Raw genomic sequence first — 3,922 nt, 5'->3', positions numbered from 1 at the left:
CCTTTCCAGAATCCACAGAACAGAAGAAAACCACCACCATCCAGAAAAAATAAAACCAAAAGAAAAAACCACCAAAACACCCATCTAATAAAATAAAAAGAACCACACCAACTAAAAATTCGATTAATCCCCCACCAAAATATCCTAAAATTTTATAAGAAAGCAACCACCATGTCCCCCAATCTAAAAAAACCTACATAAGCTTCGCTTCTTAGACAAAGTATGAAAATCTTTAGTTTTTCATGGGAAATAAATAGGATTAAAAACAGCCCAAACAGTCCATTCATTAAACAAACTTAGTCAATAAATAACACCTAAAACAAAAATATAAACGAGGTCACAACAATGCCAATCGTCGAAACAAACAACCTAACCAAAATATTCGGAGGCAAATTCACAGCCGTAGACCACATAAACTTCCAAGTAGAAGAAGGAGAAATATTCGGATTCCTAGGACCCAACGGAGCCGGAAAAACAACCACCGTACACATGCTATGCACCCTAACCCAAATAACCGAAGGCGAAGCCAAAGTCGCCGGACTAGACGTAAAAACCCAACCCGACCAAGTAAGAGAAAAAATCGGACTCGTACCTCAAGACATAAGCGTAGACGACGAACTCACCGCTCGAGAAAACATGGAACTACACGGCAAACTCTACCACATGCCCAAAAACCTCATAAAACAAAGAGTACCCGAACTCCTCCAAGTAGTAGAACTAACCGAATGGGAAAACACCCTAGTCAAAAAATTCTCAGGCGGAATGCGCCGCAGACTAGAAATCGCCGAAGGACTAATGCACCGACCAGAGATACTATTCCTAGACGAACCAACTTTAGGTTTAGATCCTTCGAGTCGGGCTAGTATTTGGGAGTATGTTACGAATTTGAATGAGCAGGGTATTACGATTTTTATGACTACTCATTATATGGATGAGGCGGATAAGCTGTGTGACCGTATTGCGATTATTGATTATGGGAAGATTGTGAATATTGGTACTCCGGAGGAGCTTAAGGGGATGCTGGGTGGTGACATTATTACGGTGCATGCTAATGACAGGGAAAAATTTCTGAGCCATATTAAGACTTTGAATTTTGTTACCGAGGTTTTGCCGCAAGAAGATGGAATTCGGTTAACGGTGGATAAGGGTGAAACTGCGATACCGAAGTTGTTTCAGGAAGCGAATAAGATTGGTATCGGCATAGATAATATCTCTTTAAGCCGCCCCACCCTTGACGACGTATTCATAAAGTTCACGGGTAGAAGCCTTAGGGAAGAGAAGGCGGATAAGATTGAATTATTCAAAAGAATGATGCTAATGCAGAGGAGAAGGCGTCAATAGTATGTTGAGCGAATCTTGGTATGTAGCTTCGAGAGAGATTAAACATTTTTACAGGCGAAGAATTCAGGTAGTCACCTCGCTTGCTACTCCGGTGATTTGGCTGGCGTTATTCGGCTATGCGCTTAGTGGGGGTTTGCCTGGGTTTAATTTGAGTAGCCTTGGGATTGAGGGTATTCCTACATTGCTCACTTTTTTCGTTTTATCTCTGAATCTTGAATTTTGGCGGAGTTATATTCTTTCGAATTTGACCACCACGAGTTACCTCTCTTTTCTCTCTCCTGGTATTGTAGCTATGACTATTATGTTTACTGGGATGTTTGCGGGTGTTTCTATAGTGTTTGATAGGAGATTTGGCTATCTCAATAAATTGTTGGTCAGTCCGATTCCCAGAAGTTCGATAATGTTTGGTAAAATGATTTCGGCAACCGTTAGGGCGATGATACAGGGGTTAATAGTTATAGGTTTGGCGGTAGTTTTGGGTGCGAAAATGAACACAGGACTACTGGGGGTGGTGATAGCCGTGCCCTATATGATTCTGTTCACCTTGGGATTCTCAGGTTTGTCCACGGCGGTTGGCATTAAGATGGCGGAGCACGAGGAATTTTTCGGAATTATTAACCTTATACTTTTACCCTTGTTCTTTGCTTCTGGTGCCCTTGTCCCCATTCAACTGATGCCGGGATGGCTACAGGTTGTGGCTTACTTTAATCCCTTAACCTACGCCGTCGATGCTTTAAGATTAGGCCTCATCGGCGGTACATTTGGTCCGCTGGGTGGTGGTTACGCCCTTATTGGGATTGGAGGAAGTCTTCTAGTGGATGCAGCTGTGTTAACCTTATTTATAGTGATTATGGTTTCAATCGGGGTAACCATTTTTAGAAGATCACTTAAATGAAAAATTTTCAAGGGCTAGCTTTAGACTGATAATTAGAATGAGTTTGATGGTGGAAAAGCTGTTGTTTAAAGAGGCATGGTATGTAACGGAAAGAGAGCTAAGGCATTTTGTACGAAGAAAAGTGCAGGTGTTAACCTCGTTCATACAGCCTGCGGTTTGGCTGGGCTTTTTTGGCTACGCAATAAGTTCAGGGATACCTGGTTTGGGTGCAGGAATTTTTGGTGGTCAAGGATTATTAAATATTCTTCAATTTTACATTTATTTTCTTCCAATTGATGAGGCTCTAAGATCTATCCTGTTAACCAGTTACGGTATTCAATATCTTGATTTTTTGGCGACGGGAATTATTGCCGCCACTGTTATGGTTACTGCTTTCATGTCTGGAATAAGCATCATCTGGGATAAGAGGTTTGGGTATATTACCAAGTTGTTAGTAGCCCCAATTCCCAGATCCTCTATAATGCTCGGAAAAATGATGTCATCAACTATCAGAAGCCTAATACAAGCTCTAGTAGTCGTTGTACTGGCGGTACTCTTGGGAGCTAAAATTTACACTGGTATATTAGGCGTTGCCATAAGCATCCCCTTCATGATAGTCTTCGCCGCAGGTCTCTCCGGCCTCTCCGTAGCATTAGGAATCAAGTTGGCCGATCACGAGGTCTTCTTCGGCGTATTTCAAATGATACTACTCCCCCTATTCTTTGCAAGTTCAGCGATCGTACCCCTAGACTCCATGCCAAATTGGTTGCAGTTTGTCGCCCAAGGAAATCCATTAACCTATGCTATTGATGCTACTAGATTGGCCCTGTTTGGTAGCCTGTATATGCCAATCAGTTGGAATTTATTTTTTTTGGGAATCGGGGGCTCCCTATTATTAGATTTCGTGGTGCTAATGGTGATATTTGTGGTTATGGTGGTAGTCGGAGCTCTACTATTCAGAAAATATACCATTTGAACACACTCTTAACCCCTCCAATTCTTCAATATGTGAATTTTATTGTTTATAATCAAATTAGACCGAAGTTTTTATTGAAATATTTTTGTAGTAGACCTTATAAACCGAGTTTAGCGCCGTTTCTCAGAGGTAATGTGCTACATGTTAGCTGAGGCTTGGCAAATAGCTCAAAGAGATATGAAACATTACTTTCGGCGAAGAATCCAATTCGCAACATCACTCATCACCCCACTGGTCTGGCTAATCTTTTTCGGATTCGCCTTCAGCGGAGGTATGCCCCTCTATAACTTATCGGATAATGTACAGGGCTTACCCGGTATTATTTCCCTGTTCTTGCTATTTCTCCCATCATCACCTATAAAGTACGTTTTACTGAACATATTTGGTGTTAATTATATCGATTTCTATGCATCGGGTGTGGTGGCAGCTTCCGTAATGTTTATAGCGGCTTTCTCTGGCACCTCAATATTCTGGGATAAACGTATGGGTTTCTTAACCAAGTTGCTCGTATCCCCGATTCCCCGCACATCCATCATACTGGGAAAAACCATGTCAACTGTACTGAGAAGCCTGATACAGGGCGTAATTATGCTTGCACTCGTCCCCCTGATTGGGGTGAAAATTAACACCGGATTCTATATTCTGTTCACAATACCCTTCCTTATTCTGCTGATAATGGGGTTTACAGCAGTAGAAAGATTTAATGATAAATAATACCATTCTTAGACTTT

General features: G+C 41.6%; 4 protein-coding genes. All 4 read left to right on the top strand.

Annotated features, from left to right (window positions below; genetic code table 11):
- Positions 1–345 precede the first annotated feature (345 nt).
- The 4 genes from ACUVXA_RS17800 to ACUVXA_RS17785 all read left to right on the top strand — a co-directional run bounded on the left by ACUVXA_RS17800 (position 346) and on the right by ACUVXA_RS17785 (position 3,905).
- Positions 346–1,341: an ATP-binding cassette domain-containing protein gene (locus ACUVXA_RS17800; protein ID WP_445872630.1), complete on the top strand. Its 996-nt coding sequence runs from the start codon at positions 346–348 to the stop codon at positions 1,339–1,341.
- A gap of 1 nt (position 1,342) precedes the next feature.
- On the top strand, positions 1,343–2,236 hold the full coding sequence (locus ACUVXA_RS17795; RefSeq protein ID WP_445872629.1) for an ABC transporter permease: 894 nt from the start codon (positions 1,343–1,345) through the stop codon (positions 2,234–2,236).
- Between the two features lie 61 nt (positions 2,237–2,297).
- Complete coding sequence (locus ACUVXA_RS17790) at positions 2,298–3,191, top strand: ABC transporter permease (RefSeq protein WP_445872628.1); 894 nt, start codon at positions 2,298–2,300, stop codon at positions 3,189–3,191.
- A 141-nt stretch (positions 3,192–3,332) separates the two neighbouring features.
- Positions 3,333–3,905, top strand: coding sequence for an ABC transporter permease (locus tag ACUVXA_RS17785; RefSeq protein ID WP_445872627.1), 573 nt, complete (start codon positions 3,333–3,335; stop codon positions 3,903–3,905).
- Positions 3,906–3,922: the final 17 nt, after the last annotated feature.

The sequence above is a fragment of the Candidatus Jordarchaeum sp. genome, assembly GCF_052745115.1.
The sequence above is the reverse complement of the archived record's forward strand: the minus strand, read 5'-3'. Positions and strand labels throughout refer to the sequence as shown.